The 20,927-nt window shown below is 38.7% G+C and carries 18 protein-coding genes; 8 read left to right on the top strand and 10 right to left on the bottom strand.

What is annotated here, in order from left to right:
- Window position 1: 1 nt before the first annotated feature.
- The 5 genes from ACH63V_RS12445 to ACH63V_RS12425 all read right to left on the bottom strand — a co-directional run bounded on the left by ACH63V_RS12445 (window position 2) and on the right by ACH63V_RS12425 (window position 9,186).
- Complete coding sequence (locus ACH63V_RS12445; RefSeq protein ID WP_004701568.1) at window positions 2-817, bottom strand: ABC transporter ATP-binding protein; 816 nt, start codon at window positions 815-817, stop codon at window positions 2-4.
- Window positions 818-826: 9 nt separating this feature from the next.
- Window positions 827-2,452 carry an ABC transporter permease gene (locus ACH63V_RS12440; RefSeq protein WP_396463659.1) on the bottom strand — a complete coding sequence of 542 codons (1,626 nt, stop codon included), beginning with the start codon at window positions 2,450-2,452 and terminating at the stop codon, window positions 827-829.
- 319 nt (window positions 2,453-2,771) lie between these two features.
- Window positions 2,772-3,968, bottom strand: coding sequence for an LLM class flavin-dependent oxidoreductase (locus ACH63V_RS12435; RefSeq protein WP_004701571.1), 1,197 nt, complete (start codon window positions 3,966-3,968; stop codon window positions 2,772-2,774).
- 22 nt (window positions 3,969-3,990) lie between these two features.
- A complete protein-coding gene (locus ACH63V_RS12430) occupies window positions 3,991-6,321 on the bottom strand; it encodes a TonB-dependent receptor (RefSeq protein ID WP_396463658.1) in 2,331 nt (776 codons plus the stop codon).
- Window positions 6,322-6,573: 252 nt separating this feature from the next.
- Window positions 6,574-9,186, bottom strand: a complete 2,613-nt coding sequence (locus ACH63V_RS12425) for a TonB-dependent receptor (RefSeq protein ID WP_396463657.1) — start codon at window positions 9,184-9,186, stop codon at window positions 6,574-6,576.
- Window positions 9,187-9,471: 285 nt separating this feature from the next.
- On the opposite strand from ACH63V_RS12425, the gene ACH63V_RS12420 reads away from it, so the two are divergent.
- Window positions 9,472-11,055 (top strand): ABC transporter substrate-binding protein, encoded by a 1,584-nt coding sequence (locus ACH63V_RS12420; protein WP_396463656.1) that lies wholly within the window; start codon window positions 9,472-9,474, stop codon window positions 11,053-11,055.
- Window positions 11,056-11,119: 64 nt separating this feature from the next.
- Here the strand turns inward: ACH63V_RS12420 and ACH63V_RS12415 are convergent, their stop codons facing one another.
- From ACH63V_RS12415 to ACH63V_RS12400, 4 genes are all read right to left on the bottom strand, one after another.
- A complete protein-coding gene (locus ACH63V_RS12415) occupies window positions 11,120-11,524 on the bottom strand; it encodes a biopolymer transporter ExbD (RefSeq protein WP_001018517.1) in 405 nt (134 codons plus the stop codon).
- Window positions 11,524-12,258, bottom strand: a complete 735-nt coding sequence (locus ACH63V_RS12410; RefSeq protein ID WP_174746288.1) for a MotA/TolQ/ExbB proton channel family protein — start codon at window positions 12,256-12,258, stop codon at window positions 11,524-11,526. The genes ACH63V_RS12415 and ACH63V_RS12410 overlap by 1 nt, the downstream gene beginning before the upstream one ends.
- Before the next feature lie 24 nt (window positions 12,259-12,282).
- Window positions 12,283-13,110 (bottom strand): TonB family protein, encoded by an 828-nt coding sequence (locus ACH63V_RS12405; protein ID WP_396463655.1) that lies wholly within the window; start codon window positions 13,108-13,110, stop codon window positions 12,283-12,285.
- 190 nt (window positions 13,111-13,300) lie between these two features.
- Window positions 13,301-14,434: an LLM class flavin-dependent oxidoreductase gene (locus ACH63V_RS12400; protein WP_396463654.1), complete on the bottom strand. Its 1,134-nt coding sequence runs from the start codon at window positions 14,432-14,434 to the stop codon at window positions 13,301-13,303.
- A gap of 315 nt (window positions 14,435-14,749) precedes the next feature.
- Between ACH63V_RS12400 and ACH63V_RS12395 the strand changes: the two genes are divergently transcribed.
- The 7 genes from ACH63V_RS12395 to tatC all read left to right on the top strand — a co-directional run bounded on the left by ACH63V_RS12395 (window position 14,750) and on the right by tatC (window position 19,731).
- Window positions 14,750-15,823, top strand: coding sequence for an ABC transporter substrate-binding protein (locus tag ACH63V_RS12395; RefSeq protein WP_396463653.1), 1,074 nt, complete (start codon window positions 14,750-14,752; stop codon window positions 15,821-15,823).
- A gap of 3 nt (window positions 15,824-15,826) precedes the next feature.
- On the top strand, window positions 15,827-16,669 hold the full coding sequence (locus tag ACH63V_RS12390; protein WP_396463652.1) for an ABC transporter permease: 843 nt from the start codon (window positions 15,827-15,829) through the stop codon (window positions 16,667-16,669).
- Entirely contained in the window at window positions 16,669-17,457 is a 789-nt protein-coding gene (locus tag ACH63V_RS12385; protein ID WP_000083104.1) for an ABC transporter permease, read from the top strand. Before ACH63V_RS12390 ends, ACH63V_RS12385 begins: the two co-directional genes overlap by 1 nt.
- Before the next feature lie 18 nt (window positions 17,458-17,475).
- Window positions 17,476-18,246, top strand: a complete 771-nt coding sequence (locus ACH63V_RS12380; protein WP_396463651.1) for an ABC transporter ATP-binding protein — start codon at window positions 17,476-17,478, stop codon at window positions 18,244-18,246.
- A 96-nt stretch (window positions 18,247-18,342) separates the two neighbouring features.
- Window positions 18,343-18,558: a Sec-independent protein translocase subunit TatA gene (locus ACH63V_RS12375; protein ID WP_005040670.1), complete on the top strand. Its 216-nt coding sequence runs from the start codon at window positions 18,343-18,345 to the stop codon at window positions 18,556-18,558.
- Between the two features lie 13 nt (window positions 18,559-18,571).
- The gene (gene tatB, locus ACH63V_RS12370) at window positions 18,572-18,988 is read left to right on the top strand and encodes a Sec-independent protein translocase protein TatB (RefSeq protein ID WP_272244793.1); all 417 of its coding nucleotides are present in this window, start codon (window positions 18,572-18,574) and stop codon (window positions 18,986-18,988) included.
- Window positions 18,985-19,731, top strand: coding sequence for a twin-arginine translocase subunit TatC (tatC, locus tag ACH63V_RS12365; RefSeq protein ID WP_272288748.1), 747 nt, complete (start codon window positions 18,985-18,987; stop codon window positions 19,729-19,731). The genes tatB and tatC overlap by 4 nt, the downstream gene beginning before the upstream one ends.
- 29 nt (window positions 19,732-19,760) lie before the next feature.
- On the opposite strand, the gene ACH63V_RS12360 is transcribed toward tatC, so the two are convergent.
- Window positions 19,761-20,837: a sigma-54-dependent Fis family transcriptional regulator gene (locus tag ACH63V_RS12360; RefSeq protein ID WP_000846949.1), complete on the bottom strand. Its 1,077-nt coding sequence runs from the start codon at window positions 20,835-20,837 to the stop codon at window positions 19,761-19,763.
- Between the last annotated feature and the right edge of the window lie 90 nt (window positions 20,838-20,927).

Below are 20,927 nucleotides of genomic sequence, written 5' to 3'. Positions count from 1 at the left end.
ATTAACCAATTTTGTCTTCGGTCAAGATCCGAAAAATCTGTTCTTTTAATTGATGCAATTCAAAACTTGAACGATTTCGGGGACGCGGCAAGTTGACAGGAATAATCTGTTCAACACGACCAGGTTTAGGTTTTAAAATCACCACACGATCTGCCAGAGTTACGGCCTCTTCCACATCATGCGTAATAAAAACAGTGGTCATTTTTTGTTGAGATTGAATACGTAGCAATTCATTTTGCATTTGATGCCGTGTTAATGCATCCAAAGCACCAAACGGTTCGTCTAACAGAAAAATGCGTGGTTGCACAACTAGGCTGCGTGCAATGGCTACACGTTGAGACATCCCACCAGATAGCTGATGTGGGTACGCCTTTTCAAAGCCATTTAAGCCAATTAACTCAATTGCTTTCTGGACCAGAATATCCTTATCACGTGAAGTTAACGCCTCATTTAATAAACCCAGCTCAATGTTTTGCTCAACGGTAAGCCAAGGAAATAAGCGATGTTCTTGAAAAACTACCGCTCGATCGCCGCCAATGCCGCTTACATCGGCACCATCAATTAAAATTCGACCATCAAAATCTTGGTCTAGTCCTGCCAAAAGACGTAAGAGCGTAGATTTACCGCAACCACTGCTACCTACAATCGCAATAAACTCGCCTTCTTTAATTTCTAGATTAAAATCGTGAATAACTTTGACAGGTTGTTGATTGACGACAAAAGACTTATGAACATGATGAAATGCCACACGTGTTTGAGCATTAGATTGAAAAGACTGGTGATGTTTTTCAGTATTTGTATTAAGGGTAATTGTCATGGTCTGACCTCAATTTTTTCGCCAAGATGTTGCGTAGTTTTCAGTTATTTTGCCCAGCCATGCCAGAATCGCCCCTAAACCAGCGACCAAAACGGTTGCTGCTATCACACGCTCCATTTCAAAGTTTTGCTGTGCTGCCATCATGTAGCTACCTATACCAATTCCAGAGCCCATCAAGTATTCAGCTCCAAAAGATGCCATCCACGAATAGAGTAAGGCCAATCGAAACCCAGCAAACATTGATGGTGCAATACTCGGTAAAATCAAAAGCGTTAAGCGTTGAAGCAATGTCATTCTTAAGGTGCTCGATACCTCAACAAGCTGCATTGGAATGCTCGACATGCCTTTCCATGTCGCAATAAACATTGGAAAAAATGTCGCTATTGAAATGAAAACAATTTTTGATAAATCTTCGAGCCCAAACCAAGCTGTCAATAGCGGAATCCAAGCAAAAATGGCAATGAGACGTAATGTGTTGAGTGTAGGCGCCAACAGATTTTCAATAGGTTTAAATAGCCCTACTACAATTCCTACTGATGCCCCAATTAACCCGCCGATAATCAAACCCAAAATTGCACGATAAAGGCTGTAATACATGGCAGTAGTGAGTGAGAAATCTTGAATGCCTGACCACAGTGCTTCTAATACTTTCCACGGCGCGGGCAAAATTTGACTCGAGATCAAGTTAAACCAACTGCTCACTGCCCAAAGCACCACTAAACTCAAAGGTAAAACCCATGATTTGAAAATATCTGTTCTGCTTTTTTTGTGAAAAGTATGAGCACTTAAAGCAGCATGTGGCCAGAACACAAACTTACGTTCAATTCGATGCAGGATAAAATCGAAAATAATTCCTACGAACGCAATCACAAAAATCGTGACAAAGACAATATCAAGCTGAAATAGCTGACGACCTGTCACCATCAAATATCCAATGCCTTCCGATGAAGCCAACAACTCAACAGCAATTAAGCTCGTCCAACCTGCTGCAACAGCTAGTCTTAAACCAGTAAAGAAATATAGAAGTGTGGCTGGCAGTACAAGTTTTGTGAGTAAGGTTAGACGATTGAACTGTAAAATTGCTGCCATTTCTTTGAGTTTAGGTTGAATGTCACGTACGCCTGCCTGAGTATGTAAGGCAATCGGCACCATCGTAGCCTTAAAAATTATGAAAATTTTTAAACTATTCTCGATGCCGAGCCAAATCATGAGTAAAGGCAACCAAGCTAGTGTTGGGATAATGACCAACGCATAAAACGTTGCAGAAAGGTATTGTTCTGCAATGCGGCTATAACCAAGTAAAACACCTAGAAATACGCCGCCTAACACACCTGATAATAGGCCAAGACCAAAGCGTTCAAGACTGATCGCAAGCTGTGACCATAGATCTTGAGATGCGATTTCAACGAAAGAATGCCATGTGTCTTTTGGGGTAGGTAAAATTTGGGCAGGCATCCATTGCTCGTTTGACGCTACCCACCATAGTAAGAATAAACAAAGAGGTACAATCCAATAGATCGCAAGCGAGTTAAAATACCCAACAGAAATGAACCATGGTTTCTTGGTACTTTTCCAGACAATGCCGGATGAATTTTTTTGCGAAATTATTTCTTTCATATCTCGATATATATCCATACATTCTGCTGTTATAGATCTCTCAGAATGTTTAACTAAACCTATACCTGATGATCATTTATCCGTATCATGCAGATCTAATATGAGACGTGTTGTGATCAACTTTGGTGTTATGCTCTGGATGAGTGTAAAGAGAGATGTTTTGTTTAACTGTCTACACAGGTACAAAGATCAGAAAATATTTATATTTATAAATAAGAGATAAAGATAAGAATTCTTGTATAGACCTTTTATAAAAGATCAAACGCGTAAAAGGAACAAAAAATTTAAAAAGCCCAACTAGCTTACTAATCAGGCTTATTTAAAGAACATTTAAACTTTAAAGCGCAATATCAAACTCTGGGCTAGCTACTGTAGGCTGTAATCGAGCACGTTGCTTTTTAAAGTGTGGAAGAACGTGTTCACCAAGACGGTATGACTCTTCAAGATGTGGATAGCCTGCAAGAAAGAATAACTCTATGCCAATGCTATTGTATTCTTGAATACGCTCAATAATCTGTTGATAGCTCCCTACCAAAGCAACACCAGGTGGCACACCAATATATCCAAACCCTGACCAAACATTTGGATGGATGAAAAAGTCGCTAACATTTTTACTGCCATCTTTTTCGGCATACTCTTTTTCGAAGCTTAATACGCGCGCTGAGCGTAAACCCGCATGGGCTGCTGCCGCGTGTAAACGTTGCTTTTCAGCGGCTTCATCGAGAAAGCGCTGTGCCTCTGCCAATGCTTCTTGTTCAGTACGGCGAGCAATGGTATCGATTGATAGACCAAATTTTATATTTTCACGACCATATTTTTTTGCACGAGTACGTACGTCTGCAATCAATGCTGCAATTTCTTCTGGTTTTTCAGCTCGCATTAAATAATAGTCGGCATGTTTTGCTCCAAACTCGCGAGCAGCTTCCGAAGAACCTGCTGTGCAAATAATTGGAAGACTTGCTTTATTCAGTGGATATTTTAGACCACCGCCTTCTGCCGAATAGTACTTCCCTTTATAGTGAAATGAAGGATTATTCCAATATCCTTTTACAACATCTAGGAACTCAGTAGCACGTGCATAACGTTCATCGTGAGGTAAGTCATCGCCTACTTGACGTTGGATTACTTCCGAGCCGCCATTAATAATATTCCAAACCAGTCGATTACCCGTTGCACGCTGATAAGTTGCCGCAGTTTGTACAGCATTATATGGACTAAAATGATAAGCCTGAAATGCAGTCACAAAGTTAAGTTTTTTGGTTTCTCTTGCTAGCAATGAACATACTGTCCAAGGCTCTTCACCCGTTGGTGCGTTCACCATGAGTGCACCAGCAAAACCATTAATTTCTGCTGCCCGCGCTACCTGACTTAAGTAATCAATATAGGTAAAATCGTCACCTACTTCATAGTTCGAAACCGCTCCAGTATTTTCAACATTTTCAATATTGGCCCAATCACCACGATTACGTGGGTCACCGGGTAAAAATTCTGTTTCGCCATGAAGCGGTAAACGTGTAAAAAATTCAATTCCCATTATTTTCTCCTTAAAGCAAAGCTTAGAATTTTGCAGTGAGAGAAACACCAACTTGACGTGGGTTTCCATAGGTTAAGACATATTGTCCAGCAGGACCATTTGGTCGCCCATGAACTTGATATTCTTCGTCTAGCAAGTTTTTAACGTAAGCATTAACTTGGTATTTATTATTTGCGCTGATATATCCAACGTTCGCGTTCCATAAGGTGTACCCTTTTTGACTCAAGATTGGGTCAACAGAATAATCTTGACGATTGACTAAGAAAAACTCACGGTCACGATATTTTGCATCTGTGCCCACAATAACTCGTGCTCCACTATCAAGATTAAAGGTATATTCACCCCCTAAACCGATGGTGTACTTTGGAGAACGAACCAAGCTGTTACCTGTATTGTCAGCATTTACGACATTGGTTACTGGGTTTTTATCAACAAAGTCGGTGTATTCACTGTCTAAATAAGCGCCTGCAAAACGTAGGCGTAAGTTATCAGTCGCTAAATAATCTAATTCTAATTCGGCACCTTTTACTTCTGCTTTAGGACCATTTGCCAGAACTGAGGTTACTCCTCCACCTTGTCCTTCTGTCGCAACCAATAAATTTGTTTGAATATCTTTGTAGTCGTAATAGAAAATATTGGCATTGGCCGTTAAATTGCCTTGTAACAAGCTAGACTTCAAACCTAGCTCATAGCTATTTAAATATTCAGGATTAACATCTGCTAGTTGAGTCAGGCTACTAGAAAGTCCAGTGTTAAAACCGCCTGAACGGAAACCTCGAGCAAAACGGAAGTATGTGTTGATATCAGGAGTGATTTCATATTCTGGCGTAATATCGTAGGTCAGCTCATTCCATCTCTTTTTACGACTTGTTGAACCATTCGCATTTGGCGCTGGGTTATAGACCGCATTGCTATACCCATCCTTTTGCCACCAACTGCCTTTGGTGTAATCGCCTGAAGTAATTTGAACAAGATCTAGATCAATGTCTTTTTCTTCACTTGTCCAACGTAAACCACCTGTTACTTTAAATTTATCGGTAAATTTATAGGTGCTGTTACCAAATAAGGCAAAACTTTGTGTCGTCTGATTATAGGTAATATCTCTGAAAGCTGGGGTTCCCGCCGTTTGAGCTGGAGCGCCATTCGGTAATGTTTTATTTACTCGCGCACTTACGCCTGTTGAGTCTAAATCTTCATTAAAGAAGTGAAAACCTGCGATCCAACTGAGTCTTTTTTCAGCATCAGAAGAAACACGAAACTCTTGGCTATATTGGCGCCATTCATTATCGCTATAGCTTCTTGCTACATCGTAAGGCGTATAGTCGCCATCAGAAATAGATTTTTGAGTGGTTTTATCAAAAGCTGTAATGGATGTAAAAGTATGACCGCCGCCTAAATCTCCTGTTAATGTGAGTGAAGCGCCATCATGTTGGATTTTATTACTTTCAGGTAAATCTAAATTTGTATCACGGCCTTGTGGTCTTTCATAAACACCCCAGTATTTTCCAATACTTAAAGAGCCATTATTACCAAGACCATTATAAGTTTGGCTATGTAGATTGACTAAAGCATTCCAATCATCATTAATTTTTCCTAATATCTGGAAGCGGAATGATTTTTTATCTACATCCCCGTAGTTTTCACCATTGGCTAAATTTTTTGCATAGCCATCGCGATCTTCTGAATAGAATGCTCCTCGTACGGCAATGTTATCTGATATAGCCCCGTTCACGGCGCCTTCAAAAGTACGAAGATTATGGTCGCCTATACCTATTGTTCCATAACCGGTCGGTTTATCTGTAAAAACAGGTTTTCGTGAAATGTAATTTACTGCACCAGCCGTGGTGTTTTTACCGTAAAGCGTGCCTTGTGGACCACGTAGAACCTCAATACGTTCTAAATCGAATAAATCTCCAGCACCAGCAACAGGCGCATTTAAATAAACCCCATCTGCATAAATACCAACTGGAAAAACTGTAGAGGCTGCAACATCGCCAGTTCCTAAACCACGAATATACCAACGTGGTCGGCTATCGCCATCAGGGTTTTCAGCTGCTGCATTGGGCGTATAAGTTAAAACATCGCCAATAAATGTTGAGCCTTTTGCCGCCAAATCTTTGCCTGAAACTGCTGTAATTGCAGTCGGAACTTTTTGAATGTTTTGTGCACGATATTGTGCAGTAACGATGACATCGCCTAATTTTTTTACATCTTTAGCATTTACCACTTGAGCTTGTTGCTCAGCAGGAATTGCATCAGCATCATCGTTCGCTAAAGCTAATGTCGAAACACTCGCCGTTACTCCCCACATAGCAGTTAAAATACTCTGCCTAATTTTTGTAACCTTAAACATGGTGACTCCATTTAAATAAATCTATTCTTATATTGGCAACTTCTATGCCACTTAATTTATTTAAATAATTTCAAATGCTTAAGAAAAATTTAAAAATAAAAATGATTCAATGCTGCTGATAGATAGACAGTCTGAAAGGTATTATTGTTGTTATTTCAACATTCACGATTTAACGTGTTTTATATCCCGTATTAATAATAAAGCCATACAGACGTATGGCTTTTTAAGATTCTTGGAAATGATTGATTGGTTTTAAAATTTATAACTAAATTGGCCTTGTACAGTCAGAGGACGCATTGGTTGTAAAAATTCACTATTCGACCCTGCCAAACCATTCACAAAATTTCGTTCATTGGTTAAGTTAAGAATGTTAAGACCCACCGTCCATTGTGGCTGGCGATAATAAAGACCTAAGTCCAGATTATAGTTATTCGGTACTTTCACGGTTTGACTTAAGTTTGTGTACCAGTAGCTTGTCCACCATCCTGAAAGGTTGACGCCAAAACCAGACTGATGTTGGTAATCTACATAAGCACTTGCAGAGTACTTGGGAATTCCTGCTGCATCATAACGTCCGGCTTTACGTTGGTTTAAAGCGTTATTGTCTCCCCAAACCGTAGCATTGTCCGCATGAAAGCCAAATGGTGAAAAACCAGCAGGTACAATAGAGCTGTATTCAGCATCTAAATAAGTGAAATTGCCCCCGATCGCTATATTTTTTTGAACTTGCCATCTTAATGATGACTCAATACCTTTTATTTCAAAGCGAGCCATATTTCCGTTCGTATCGGGCGATAGATCTCGTTTTTGTTCAAATCCACTTAGGGTTAAAAATAACTGGTCAGTAATAGGTTCATATTTAAATCCTACTTCTTTTAGCTCACTTTGACTGTCAAAAGCTAAAGGATTGAGTTGATTTCCTGCGCCCCAAATTAAGAAAGGTCCAAATACTCCCGTATTTAATGCAGTGCTTTTGTCATAGGTAAAATAAAGTGTGCTTTTCGCAGTAGGCTTAATAAATGTACTCAGTTGATAGCTCAATAGACTATATTTATCACTCGAAGAACGGACATCTGTTGGGGTTAAAACAAGCGGGTTTTCAAGTTTTGCTCTTACAGAACTATGGTTAATGCCTAAGTTAATACCGAATACATCGTTAAAGGTAAAGTTTTGTTGAGTGAACACACTCAACGTATCCCAAAAACCAGAGCCCGTATAGACAGCGCCTCCTCCATTCGGTGGAAAGCCACCTTTTTCAGCATATAAACCATTTCCAATTGGGTACATACGCGGTAAATTTAAATAACCAAAATATTGAGAATATTGAGGTACTCCAGCTTGTCCAATCCAACCTCCTGTTGAACCGCTATTGTTAATCAATCCCAGTAAATCACCAGGGTTCTTCTGCGATGGATCATTTGTTAAATCATAAGGATTAATATTAAAACTATTATTTGCAGCTAAAGAGGTAAACTTCTCATGACGATATGTTCCTCCGGTACTGCTTTTATTATTAATTTTTACGCCAGCTATTTCAAAATCATAGTCACCTAAAAATTCTAGTCGGTTATCAATTAACTCATGATCTAAATCTGTAAAGAAGCTCCCAACAGAGTCGCCTAAATCTTTGTTATTTTGATAGAGCGTACTGTTTGCAATAGACCAATGTTCATTTAAATCTTTAATGACTTTTAATTGAGTGCTAAATCGCTTGGCACTATTTTTATCTTCACTACGTCCTGAAACATTATCATCTAGCTTGACCAATTCATTACCAGGAATTGATGGATCATAGACCCAACCTTTAATGGTTCCTGCTTGATCAGCAGTTGAGTTCGGTAACGGCGTGGTCTGAACTCCACCAACAGCAACATATTGGTTTTTATCGTTCTTCTGACGAGTTTGCCAACCAATCACTTTAGAATTTGCCGCACCCGATTCAAATACAGGAGACCAAAAAGTCGAACCGTTTTGAATAATAGGCGTAGCTCTACCTTTGTAATAAAGGCCATTATCAACCGATTGTTGCGATGCTCTATTCCAGCCATGCGTCACATTAAAATCGTAATAGTCATCGTAACTGATATTCCAATCTACCCTTAAACGATCATTTGGACGCCAAGCAAGTGCTCCATAAAATGCATTAAAGTTATTTTTCACATTGTCATAATAGTCATCTGTCTTTTGAGCTGTTGCGCTCACACGAAATGCCAATTCTTTTGAAATGGGCGCTGTATGATCAATACTGACAGAGAAATTAGGCTCTGCGCCTTTACCTGAGTAAATGGAACCTACAGTCCCAGAGATATTGGTTTCGGCTTTATTAAAATTAGGCTTTTTGGTCAGGTAGTTAATATATCCGCCAGAACCTGAAGTCGGCGCAAAAATTACACCTGTTGGTCCTGCCACAATATCGGCTCCTTCATAAGCATTGAGATTGGTTGGATGGCGAGTACTGTAAATGCGTTGGCTATCTTGAAAAACTTCCGAGTTCTGTCCACGAATTTGTGGAGCAAAGTTAGCATTTTGTCCCCCGCCTCGTGTAATGCTAGGCGCATATTTGACGAGATCATCCGCACTGCGAATAACATCTTCTCTAAATTGTTGTTCTGATACTTGGGATACTACACGCGGGGTATCCAATACAGAGCTATCCGTTCCATAAATTGAGGTAACTTTGCGTTTAGGAACTACGGTAGTTTTCTTGGTTGCTCCAGTAACGACTACATCGGACAAAGTAATTACATCACTTTCAGAATCACCTGCTTGTTGTGGCGTTTCTTCGGCAAAAACATATAACGGTAAAGTTGCCCCTAATACGCTAAGCGCAATAACTAAAGGTTTTAATTGAAAAGGCTGTCTCATATCACACTCAGTAAAGTAAATTTACAATGCGTTACGCAAAGCCTATGCCAACCATTAAATGCCCAAATAATTTACCCTAACCTTTTGATTCAGTTGTTTTTAATTTCTCATTGTTTACTTATCAATTCTATTCATGTTTATTTTTTCAACAAAGCTGTTGAAATAGAGACACTCACCAAAAACAATAATTATGTAAGTATTTGATAAATATATTAAAATTATATAAAAATATTGGCATTTATTCTGCAATACCTTAGAAGATGAAGATCTAATCAGGTATTTATAATGACAAATCAAACATTTCTGTTATCACGTCGAAAATTTTTAACGCAAAGTCTCACGGCGCTAGGTGGCGTCTCTTTATTGGGTAGTTTATCAGGCTGTGGTCCCTCTCCAGATAATAGTACCGAATCAAAAAGTGCCTCTTCTGCAACGCCAAAGCATGGAGGAGTTATACGCTTGGGGCTAATTGGAGGACAACAATCAGGCAGTCTAGATCCTCATCTTTCAGCATCTGGAAGTGGTATTACACGAGGTTTCGCTATTTATAATAAGTTATGGGAATGGGATGAAAATATGCTGCCCCGACTTGCTTTGGCGGAGTTTGCCGAACCTAATCACAATGCAAGTGAATGGACCATCCGTTTACGCAAAGGCTTAGAATTTCATCACGGTAAAACCATTACCGCAGATGATGTGATTTTTTCAGTGAAACGCCTAACAGACCCTAAACTCGCTTCACCATTTCGTAATTTGGTGCAGTGGATTGACCGAGATCGTATTCAAAAACTAGATGAATATACGGTTCGTATTCCCTTTATTAGTACCATTCCCGGCTTTGTTGCATTGCCCGAAACTTGGGTAAACTTTGGAGGAATTGTACCGACTGACTTCGACCCTATTCATAATCCAGTCGGAGCTGGTCCATATAAAGTTAAAGAGTTTATTCCGGGGCAACGTTCTGTTTTTACTCGTTTTAATAACTACTTTAAAGCAGACAAACCTTATGCAGATAGTTTTGAAGTGATTGATTTTAAAGATCAGGTCTCTCGATTAAATGCTTTGTTGGCTGGACAAATTGATGTCGCAAATGCGATTTCACCTGAATATATTAAAATTTTGGAGCAAGCAAAACACATTCAAACTATACGCTCTGCGACCAATACGCATAATAGTTTTGACTTTAATACTCAACAAGTGCCGTTTAATGACCCTAGAGTGCGTCAGGCATTTCGTTTGATTGCAAACCGAGAGGAGTTGGTACAGCGAGGCCTAAATGGGCAAGGTCGAATCGCCAACGATCTTTATTCACCGCAAGATCCTGCCTTTCTCAATTTGCCGCAGCGCCAACAAAATATTGCCGAGGCAAAAAATCTATTAGCCCAAGCAGGTTTCAAGGATGGTTTGAATGTAGAGCTTGTTACCCCAGTAAGTAGCGCTCAACCGGCATTAATTTTTGCCGAGCAAGCGAAACAAGCCAATGTGAATATTCGAGTTAAACAAGTGGATTTTGCAACGTTTAATGGCCCTGACCGCAGTAAGTGGCAGTTATCGAGTAATGCGACCAATGTCGGTACACCTTATTTATCGACGGCCGTTGTTAACGATGCCCCAATTTCCACGACCAATCGTGTGAATTTTAAAGACCCTGAATATAGTGAGTTATTTTTTAAAGCACTGGCAGAGCCTGATTTAGCCAAACGCAAAATCCATTTAGCGCAAGCACAAAAAATTCAACATGAACGTGGTGGAATGCTCATTTGGGGATTTAGCCATACGATTGACGCAGCAGCTAAGAATATTGGTGGTTTAGCTCCTGAACATACGATTTTTCCGACATGGCGTTTTGAAAAACTCTGGAAAGCTTAATACTCATCTGTAAACTCTCCATAAAAAAAAGCTGCCGAAGCAGCTTTTTTTTATGGAGGTATAATTATTTAGGCACTGTAATCACAGAAAGTTTATCTACGCCTACACGTTCAATACTTGCCAATAATTTTGCAACTGTTCCATAAGGTACGGTCTCATCAGCATTTAAGTTTAATGCTAATTTCGGGTTACTGCTTTTGCGTGACTTTATTTCTTGTTCAAAGTTCGCAAGTGTAACCTTATCTTTATCAAGGAATATTTCACCTTGTGGATTTACACTAATCACCACAGCTTTGTTTTGATCTGTCGATTGAGTTGGAGCCGCTTTTGGTAAGTTTACTTTCACCGTATTTGTTAACAAAGGAGCTGTCACAATGAATACAATAAGTAAGACCAACATGACATCGACTAGCGGCGTAATATTAATTTCACTGACGACATCGTCTTCTTGAGAGGTAGAAATTGCCATTATGCAAACACTCCTTTCTCTTTCACTTCTTTAGCAGAATTATCTTTAAGCGCCGTATTACCAGTCGTACCTTTTTTAGCAGTTGATAGTTGGAATCCTGCTTTTTGATTTAGACTCACGAAGTCCGTTGCAAAATCATCAAGATCTGCGCCAATAGTTTTTACTTTACGCACAAAGTAGTTATAGGCAAGCACCGCAGGTACAGCAACTGCAATACCAATACCTGTTGCCACCAGCGCCTCTCCAATTGGTCCAGCCACGACATCCATGCTTGCATTACCTGAATGAGCAATTGCTTGTAATGCATGAATAATCCCAAATACTGTACCGAATAGACCAATAAATGGTGCGTTATTTCCAATAGAAGCCAGTAAAGCTGAACCTTTTTCTAATTGGCGGCGCTCAGTTAGAACTTGTTTACTTAAATGGCGTTCTAATAAGTCCTGACGGCTCCAACTGTTTTGTAAGTCTTGATGCGTCTTTTCATCTGCTTCAATTAAAGTCTGAAAACCGGTGTTAGCCACTCGTGCTGCTGGGCCTTCACCAAGTTCAGACTTAGTTACTGCATCTGATAAGTTTTTTGCTTTCCAAAACTCTTCTACAAAAAGCTTACTTTGTTTTGTCGCTCGTTGTGTCTGGACCACTTTAACCACAATCAACACCCAAGTCACAATTGAGAAAGCAACTAATAACCAGATCGTGCCGTCATGGATCAATGAATTAATATCTGACATGAAAATATCCTCTTAATTTAAATTTTATTTCGGTAATTGATAATGAATTGGAACATCGACCCAGCCTTCTACAGGGGTTTTCCCTTTTAGCGCAGGTGAAAATTTCCATTGCTTTACTGTTCTTACGGCAGCACTGTCTAGAAGTTTTTTGCCACTACTTTGCTTGACACTGACTGTATCCGGGCTGCCATTTGCTAATACTTTGACCCGTAAAATGACTGAGCCTTCCCAACCACGCTCTAAAGCTTGTTCAGGATATTCAGGTGCAGGGTTACTGAGATATCCGGCATAACCTTTGGCTTCAGTCACAGGTAAATTGTCATCTGACGCTTTTACAGGCTCAGCAACTTTTTTAACCGGTTCTGCGACTACTTCTTTTGTGACCACAGGTTCTGCAACTTTTTGTGGAGTGGGTTCAGCCACCGCTTTTGCAACTGGCTTAGGTTGCTCCACACTTTTTTGGACAGGTTTGGGCTGTTCAACTTGTTTAGGAATTGGCTTGGGTTTTTCCACCACAGGGGGAACTTTTGGTTTTTCAGTAATCGGTGGAATTTTAGGTTCAATCACTTTAGGTGGTTCAACCGGTTTTACGATTTCAATCACCACAGGTTCTGGTTTATGAATATCTAAAGCTGGTGTCGGCAATTGTTTTGCGACATACCAAATTCCAAGATGTGCTAAAGCAACCGCAATAATTGCGATTAAGACTTTATTCAACTTCACTGGAGCAGGTTGAATAACATCTTGATCATGCCTTGCAAACGGATCTGCAATTTCAGTTGTGGCTGCAACTGTCGCAAATTGCTCAAAGAGCAAAGCCCGCTTATGGGGATTAAAGATTTGATCACGCATAAAAATTTAAACTAAAAATAAAAGATTAAGTGGTAAATTGCACAAGCCATGCCAAAACTATAAGTTATTAATTTTTATTAATTTAATTTGTATTTTTTAAATGATTGATACAAAAGATGTTGGTTTTCAGACAGTGTTATGCTGTTCAAACAACAAGATCCCTTTGATATCGCAAAGGGATCTAAGTTTATTATTTTAATTTATATCCTACTAAGGGTAAGACTTCTTCAGCTACTCGATATGCTTCTTCTAAATGCGGGTTACTTGCTAAAATAAAATGTCCCACCCCAATATCAATATATTCTTGCAAACGTTCTGCGACTTGCTCATAGCTCCCGACTAAAATACAGTTTGGGCCACCTCGTACATTTGACATTCCCGCCCATACATTCGGACTCACAAATAAGTCTTCAAAACGGTTGCCTTGTGCTAAGGCTTGCTGGCGCTTCGCTCCTACAGATTCAGTGTCTTTGCGTTCAAAAGCATTACTATCGACAGCAATGGTTTCATACATTTGTTTAAGCTCTTGGAAGGCTTGTTCTTGGGTTGGTCGCGCTAAAATATCAATACGCATGCCAAATTTAACTTTTCGTTCTGGCGAATTTTGTTCAAAGAAATTTTGAGCCTGTTCGATCACTTTCTTCTGTTGTTCAACAGGTTCGCCCCAAGTTAAGTGGATATCTGCATGACGTCCTGCGACTTGTAAAGCCGCATCGCTTGCGCCTGCTAACCATAAACGTGGAACTTCATATTGATTCATTGGGTATTTCAGGCCGCCCTGTTCAACATGGAAAAACTTTCCATCGTAATTGAAAGGTGCATGGTGCGAATAACCTTTCACAAATTCTAAAAATTCATTGGTCCGTGCATAGCGCTGATCATGTTCAATAAAGTCCCCATATGCGCGTTGTTGTGCACCGCCTCCACCTGAAATCACATTCCACTCTACTCGTCCCTGACTTAAGCGCTGCAAACTTGCAGCCATTTGACTTGCATAGGCTGGATGAATAAACCAAGGCTGAATTGCGATGAGCAAACGAAGTCTTTTAGTTTCTCTTGCCAGTGCAGACGCTAACACCCATGGTTCTTCAGTATGCGGAAAAGCAGGAATGAGTGCGCCATGGAAACCAACAATATCGGCTGCTTTCGCCACTTGCTCGACATAGTCATAGTAAGCAAATAACTGATCTTCATGTTGCGGTGCAACACGTTGTGGAGATTGAACTGCTGGAGTTAATTGATTCCATTCACCGCGTGTGTGTAATTGATGTGCTCGACGACCATCCCCATGAACAGGGATTCTCCATAAAAACTCAACTGACATAATGAATCTCGATAATTTAAAGATTTGACGATATTTAATTCGTTAAAAGTCTTATGAGCAGGAATCATGCCGTTATTTTTTTAAATTAATTTTTAGCTATGCTGCTGTTTTATATGGATATTAAAAAATCGAGTTTAAAGGCTGTGTTGATATTTCAACACTTAAACGCTAAAGAGTGTCCCAATCACAACACAACGGCGGCATTTAACCTCAATAATAATTCCAAAAAATTATAATTTATTGATTTATTTAATATAATTTTGTTGGCGTGGTTTTTGCTCAATACCCCTATATTTTTTTAATTCTTATGATGATATGCGTATTTTTCCACGTCTACTTTTAGGTTTTAGTTTTTTGGGTCTTGTTGCTTGTGGCGCACAAAAAACAGAAGAGACCACCCCAAAACAATCTGAACAGCAACAACTCCGAATTGCTGTTGTTGCCAATCGCACTTCGGGTAGCTTAGATTTCATTGGTGTGCCACAACTTATTTCACAAGATCAAATTTTTCTAAAAGCATTAAAGCAAAATCACATTGAATTAAAATGGGAACCTGTGACCACTGCTGCTGTAGCAACTCTGGTTAATGAAAGTTTTCTAAATAATAAAATCGATTTTGCTTTTTATGGAAACCTCCCTGCTGTAGTCCTGAATGCCACAGGTGTTAAAACACAAATTGTTGTACCCGGAGGTATTGGTAATAACGTCTACCTTATTGTTCCAGAAAACTCACCTATTAAATCTATTGAAGAATTAAAAGGTAAAAAAATTGCATTACATCGTGGCCGTCCGTGGGAAATTAACTTTGGGCAACTCATACAAAGTAAAGGATTAAGCCTAAAAGACTTTCAAATTGTGAATTTAAACCCGCAAGCTGGGGCTGCTGCTTTATCTGCCAAAAGTGTAGATGCCTTTTTTACCTTAAGCGATGCGCTTACTTTACAAGATCGCCATTTGGGTAAAATTATTTGGTCGTCACAATCTTTGCCCGCAGATTGGAAAATGCGTGCCGAACTCTGGGGGAGCAAAAGTTATATTGAGCAACATCCAGATACCACGCAATTACTTGCTGATGCGACAGTACGTGCAATGGATTGGATTGCGCACCATCAAGATGAGTTTCAGCAAAGTCAAACTAAGTTTGGCCAACCTCTTAGTGTGATTCAACGTGAAAGCCAGAATACGGCAAGCACATGGCAACAAGACTGGTCTCCAGACTATCAAGTCGACTTTTTGAAACAGCATTATTCAAAAGTCATTGATCACGCAGTGAAAAATCAGCTTATTCAAACTCCAATCAAAGCAGATGAACTGTTGAATCCGAAGTTTACCCGTCAAGCGATTCAAAATTTACAGACGAATCATGCTTCAAATAAGCAAGGAAACTAGACAATGAAAATACTACTAGTAAAGCCACTTATTGAGCAAAATAACGTTTTATTTAAAACCCCACTCCGTAAGAAATTTTCTTCTAAAAAGGTGTATGGGCTGCTCTCTGTGATTTCACCCTTATTAGTATTCCTCATTTGGCATTTGATTAGTTCTTTACAGATTTTCCCAACCCAAATTTTGGTGCCGCCTAAAACTGTCTGGAATACTTTCATTGCGTTGTTACAAAGTGGTGAGCTTCAAATGCATCTCAAAGATAGTCTTTCTCGTCTGTTTTTGGGATTTTCTATCGCAGCAATCAGTGCAATTGCTTTTGGTATTGCCTATGGAGCAAATACTCTCTTTCGTAATTACACCTATATTTTATTTAACGTTTTTTATCAAATTCCAATCTTTGTCCTTATTCCTATTTTTATTTTAGTTTTTGGGATTGGTGAATTATTTAAAATTTTACTGATTATTAAGGCCTGCTTTTTTCCAATAGCGTTAGCAACAGCCGATGCAGTCAAAAATATTCCCAAAAAATATATTGAACTAGGACAAATCTACCAGCTTAAAACACGAGCTTGGCTCAGGTTTATTATTCTTCCATCCATACTCCCGCCGTTAATTGGTGGACTACGAATTGCACTTGGTCGTGCATGGCTGATTTTAGTTGCTGTTGAACTACTGGCAGCTGGAACGGGTATTGGGCAAATGATGGAACTAGGACGTCAAATGTTGCGCTTAGATGTGGTGATGGTTGGTGTGTTTATCACAGGCGTGGTCGGGTTTGGTTTGGATAAAGTTTTACGTTTAGTGGAACAACGCTTTATCTCGCCTGCGCTTAGTTCGGGGGAGAAATAATGTCTCAGCGTTCATTTACTTTAAAACAGACATGGCAACGGCCAATCATTTTAGTACAAGGCTTAGTACTACCATTATTGTTATTAGGCTTATGGCAATACAACTCAAGCTTAGGTGCCAGTCATGCCTATGCATTTGTTCCTCTACAAAACATTTATTTCGCATTTATCAAATTGCTTGAAACAGGTGAATTGTGGCTAAACACGTGGGGAAGTCTTAAAAAAGCTGGAATTGGATTTATCTTAGGTTCGATAAGCGGATTAATTTTAGGTACTTTGCTTGCCTATTCAAAAGTTTTAAATGCTTTAGTTTCTCCACTATTTAACAGTATTCGACAAGTTCCATTACTGGGTTTAACACCTTTAATTGCCTTATGGTTTGGTAATGGAGAAGAAGCAAAAATCTTTATTATCGCGCTTGCCTCATTTTTTCCATTAGTCATTAATACATTTCAGGGCCTTAGCCACAATGATGCAAAATACGATGAAATCGCACGTATTTATCAATTTTCATTCTGGCGAAAATTTAAAAAAATACGCCTTCCCCAAGCCCTACCCCATATTTTAACTGGTCTAAATTTAGCGGTGCCCTTTACTTGGATCACCACTACAGCAAGTGAATTGCTATTCAATGCGGGTGCGGGACTCGGAAACTTAATGATGAAAGCCGAGATTAATGCCGAAATGGATATTCTGTTGGTTTGTGCCATTACGGTTACCCTTTGTGGGGCCTTTATGACGGCAGGTATTCATCTTATTTCAAAACGCCTGCTGCAATGGCGTACCTAATTTGTCTTTTAAAAAATATTGTTAGGAATTTATATGTCGTTCTCACTACTTTCTATTAAAAAACTCAATAAATCTTTTCAACGTGATCAAAATACTTTGACCGTTTTAGATGGTGTTAACCTCAACATTGAGCAAGGCGAATTTATCTCGATTGTTGGCAGTAGTGGCTGTGGAAAATCAACACTATTACGTCTTATTGCTGGATTAGATCAAGACTATGACGGTGAAATTTTACTGAATCAAACTCAGATAAAAGGTACAGATTTAAAACGCGGTCTTATCTTTCAAGAACACCGATTACTTCCATGGCTTACTGTTTTTGAAAATATCCATTTAGCACTTGAAGAGACTCCACTCACCCGTGAAGAGAAAAACTTACGGGTAAATGAACATATTGAAATTGTCGGGCTGAAAGGTTTTGAAAAGGCTTATCCACATGAGCTTTCGGGTGGCATGGCGCAACGTGTTGCAATTGCCCGTGGACTCGTCAATAAACCCGATATTTTACTTTTGGATGAGCCTTTTGGCGCTTTAGATGCCATAACACGGAGTCACTTACAAGCTGAGCTTCAGCGTATCTGGCAACACGAAAAAATCACCATGATTTTAGTCACTCATGATATTGAGGAAGCTGTCTATCTTGGAGACCGTGTCATTGTGATGTCAGCCCGACCAGGAAAAATTAAAGAAATTATTCACGTTCCACTGACACATCCTCGTCATAAAGAAAGTGAACTTTTATTTGGTTTCCGTAATCAGGCACTTAATATGCTAGATCATACAGCATAATTAATTTGAATATTGATCGATATTAATATGATTTAGAAAACAGATAATATCGTGATATTAATATTCTTTACACTTAATTAATATAGGATAGAGAAAATGGGTTTATCTATTTGGCATATTTTACTGTTTGCAGTGATTGTTATTTTATTATTTGGAACTTCAAAGTTAAAAAATCTAGGTAAAGACTTAGGTGGTGCAATTAAAGATTTTAAAGATTCAGTTAATTCTGATGATCAAAAATTATTGCAAAACCAGCAATACAAAGATATTAGTCCAGTTGAATCACATAATGAAAAACAAAATAAAATATGAGTGATTTATTATTATGTTTAATATCAGCTTTGGAGAGTTATTAGCTTTTGCAATTATTGCGCTTATTATTTTAGGACCTGAAAAACTTCCTCACACGTTAAGATCAGTTCTCCTCAAATACAGAGCAGTTAAAAACCAAATTAGTAAAATTCAAAATGATATTGAAAACGAACTTGACCTCATCGAACTTAAGAGAGTCATGCAAGAAGAGCTGCAAAAAATAAAACAAAATGAAGAGCAGCTCAAACAACAACTCGCTCTTATGCAACAAGAAATTGAAAATGTACAAACATCTGTTTTTACAGAACAAAAAACCAAAGCACGGCGCATCAATGACTATATCTATACCCTCTCACAAGATGAGTTAAAGACACCATTTTTAGCTCATTTTAAAACAGCCAATAAATTCAGTGAGGATCAAGCCGCATGACGGAACATATTGTCAGTGAAAGCCTCACTGAAATGAAATATAGCGAACATTTAAAAGAATTAAGAAAACGGCTGATGTATAGCATTGGTGCAGTTTTAGCGATTTTTTTATTATTACTTCCGCTTGCTCAGAAGAACTACCATTTTCTTGCTCATCCTTTAATTTCATTACTTCCTAGCAACTCCACCATGATTGCAACAGATGTGATGAGTACATTTTTAGCGCCATTTAAACTTAATATTTATTTTGCGATTTTATTAAGTATTCCCTTTATTCTTTATCAATTTTGGCAATTTATCGCTCCCGCACTTTATCAAAAAGAAAAAAGGTTCGGTATAGCACTCGTGATTTCGAGTAACCTTTTATTTTATTTAGGAATTGTGTTTGCCTATACTTTAATTTTGCCTCTCGCTTTAAAGTTTTTCGTCTTGGCATCGCCCGATAATGTGTTACCTATGACGGATATCAATAGCTATCTAGATTTTTGTTTAAAGCTTTTTCTAGCTTTTGGTCTGGCATTTCAAATTCCAGTTTTAACTTATATTCTTATTTTTATTGGTCTTATTTCTATTCAACAGCTAGAAGCACATCGCAAGCACATCATTGTATTTTTCTTTTTTATTGCAATGTTTATTACCCCTCCTGATGTTTTTAGCATGCTTGCTCTTGCAGTCCCAATGTGGTTGTTATTTGAATTGGGTTTATGGGTCACAAAATTCACAACGCAAAAAAACATCCATTAAAAAATGGATGTTTTTTCTATGTAAAACCCTTAAGCAATTTCATTTTCATTCTTATTAGGTAGTAAGTTATATCTTGATAGAAGATTACGTAAAACATTACGCGATAGGCCTAGCATTTTTGCTGTCTTGACCTGATTATTCCAACAACTTGAAAATGCAGTATTTACTATTTTATCTTCAATAATATGCCATGCTTCCCCATCATATTCTTGAAAAAGACGCTTCAAGATACTTTCAAACTCTTGAATAAGATCATTGTCTGGTAAAACCGCTGAGCCCGTTTCTTCAGAAAATCTTAAATGCTCAAGATCAATTGTTTTACCTCCACTCACCAGCAAAGCATAGTGAATATTGTTTTCTAACTCACGAATGTTGCCTGGCCAGCTATAGTTCAGCAGCGCATTTCTTGCTCTATCACTGATATTTGGCTTAGTCGTAATGAGCTTCTGAGAGTATGAACTTAAGAAGAAATCAACCAGAGGTAAAATATCTCCTTTACGTTCACGCAGTGGCAAAATATTAAGCACAACCACGTTCAAGCGATAATATAAATCGAGACGAAACTTATTTTCTGCTACCGCTTTACGTAGGTCAACGTGTGTCCCCGATAGAATACGGACATTAATTGGAATTGGTTTTCGACCACCCACGCGTACGACTTCTTTTTCTTGCAACACCCTTAACAGCTTAACTTGTAAGGATAGAGGCAACTCACCTACTTCATCTAAAAATAAAGTACCCCCATCGGCTGTTTCAAAAATACCAGCTCGAGTTTTGTTTGCACCCGTAAAAGCACCAGCTTCATAGCCAAACAGTTCAGACTCGGCAAGAGTCTCGACCAAAGCACCACAATTGACCGCAAGAAAAGGCTTATTTTTACGATCACTTTTCAAATGAATTTCGCGTGCAATTAACTCTTTACCTGTCCCAGACTCTCCTTGAATGATGACACTAGCAGAGCTTGGAGCAATCGTTTCAACTTGATTTAATAATTTACGGGAGTTCTGATCTGAAAAGATAATTGCTTTTGCTCTTATTGGTTTTACAGGAACACCATTATCAGGCAAAGTAATTACTTTATAATCATTATCTAAAAAGGTCTTCATAATTACCCCATAAAACTTATGATATAAGCATTCTAAAAGGCTATATTACATTTCAGTGTGTTTTTTAATAAATAACAAATAAATATATTT

The organism is Acinetobacter sp. ABJ-A23_2 (assembly GCF_044538765.1).
GTDB classification, from domain to species: domain Bacteria; phylum Pseudomonadota; class Gammaproteobacteria; order Pseudomonadales; family Moraxellaceae; genus Acinetobacter; species Acinetobacter nosocomialis_A.
The sequence above is the reverse complement of the archived record's forward strand: the minus strand, read 5'-3'. Positions and strand labels throughout refer to the sequence as shown.

Coding starts and splice junctions, on each gene's coding strand:
- ACH63V_RS12445 (WP_004701568.1), bottom strand. CDS start 817: ATGACAATTACCCTTAATACAAATACTGAAAAACATCACCAGTCTTTT.
- ACH63V_RS12440 (WP_396463659.1), bottom strand. CDS start 2,452: ATGGATATATATCGAGATATGAAAGAAATAATTTCGCAAAAAAATTCA.
- ACH63V_RS12435 (WP_004701571.1), bottom strand. CDS start 3,968: ATGGGAATTGAATTTTTTACACGTTTACCGCTTCATGGCGAAACAGAA.
- ACH63V_RS12430 (WP_396463658.1), bottom strand. CDS start 6,321: ATGTTTAAGGTTACAAAAATTAGGCAGAGTATTTTAACTGCTATGTGG.
- ACH63V_RS12425 (WP_396463657.1), bottom strand. CDS start 9,186: ATGAGACAGCCTTTTCAATTAAAACCTTTAGTTATTGCGCTTAGCGTA.
- ACH63V_RS12420 (WP_396463656.1), top strand. CDS start 9,472: ATGACAAATCAAACATTTCTGTTATCACGTCGAAAATTTTTAACGCAA.
- ACH63V_RS12415 (WP_001018517.1), bottom strand. CDS start 11,524: ATGGCAATTTCTACCTCTCAAGAAGACGATGTCGTCAGTGAAATTAAT.
- ACH63V_RS12410 (WP_174746288.1), bottom strand. CDS start 12,258: ATGTCAGATATTAATTCATTGATCCATGACGGCACGATCTGGTTATTA.
- ACH63V_RS12405 (WP_396463655.1), bottom strand. CDS start 13,110: ATGCGTGATCAAATCTTTAATCCCCATAAGCGGGCTTTGCTCTTTGAG.
- ACH63V_RS12400 (WP_396463654.1), bottom strand. CDS start 14,434: ATGTCAGTTGAGTTTTTATGGAGAATCCCTGTTCATGGGGATGGTCGT.
- ACH63V_RS12395 (WP_396463653.1), top strand. CDS start 14,750: ATGCGTATTTTTCCACGTCTACTTTTAGGTTTTAGTTTTTTGGGTCTT.
- ACH63V_RS12390 (WP_396463652.1), top strand. CDS start 15,827: ATGAAAATACTACTAGTAAAGCCACTTATTGAGCAAAATAACGTTTTA.
- ACH63V_RS12385 (WP_000083104.1), top strand. CDS start 16,669: ATGTCTCAGCGTTCATTTACTTTAAAACAGACATGGCAACGGCCAATC.
- ACH63V_RS12375 (WP_005040670.1), top strand. CDS start 18,343: ATGGGTTTATCTATTTGGCATATTTTACTGTTTGCAGTGATTGTTATT.
- tatB (WP_272244793.1), top strand. CDS start 18,572: ATGTTTAATATCAGCTTTGGAGAGTTATTAGCTTTTGCAATTATTGCG.
- tatC (WP_272288748.1), top strand. CDS start 18,985: ATGACGGAACATATTGTCAGTGAAAGCCTCACTGAAATGAAATATAGC.
- ACH63V_RS12360 (WP_000846949.1), bottom strand. CDS start 20,837: ATGAAGACCTTTTTAGATAATGATTATAAAGTAATTACTTTGCCTGAT.